Here is a 225-nt window from a genome sequence, read left to right on the forward strand (position 1 = left end):
TGTCTTTATTATCTCCACCTACAACTATAGTGTCTAATTTGCCTGATTCATCTGAAGTAACAAGCCAGTCTTCTATGATTATGGCACCGCTTCCATTATTGGTTAAGTTATTACCACTACTATCCTTATCTATAGTTCCTTGGTTATTTACGAAGATAGTTCCGCTACCTTTATTAGTAACACCACTTGTAATGGTTGCACTAGAATCATTTTTTAAGGTTAAAT

At 34.2% G+C, this 225-nt stretch carries 1 pseudogene; it reads right to left on the minus strand.

The features are described from left to right. Positions 1 to 225: pseudogene (locus JG677_RS08705) on the minus strand (hypothetical protein); the annotation flags it as partial.

The sequence above is a fragment of the Campylobacter sp. TTU-622 genome (genome assembly GCF_016598965.1).
GTDB lineage: Bacteria > Campylobacterota > Campylobacteria > Campylobacterales > Campylobacteraceae > Campylobacter_D.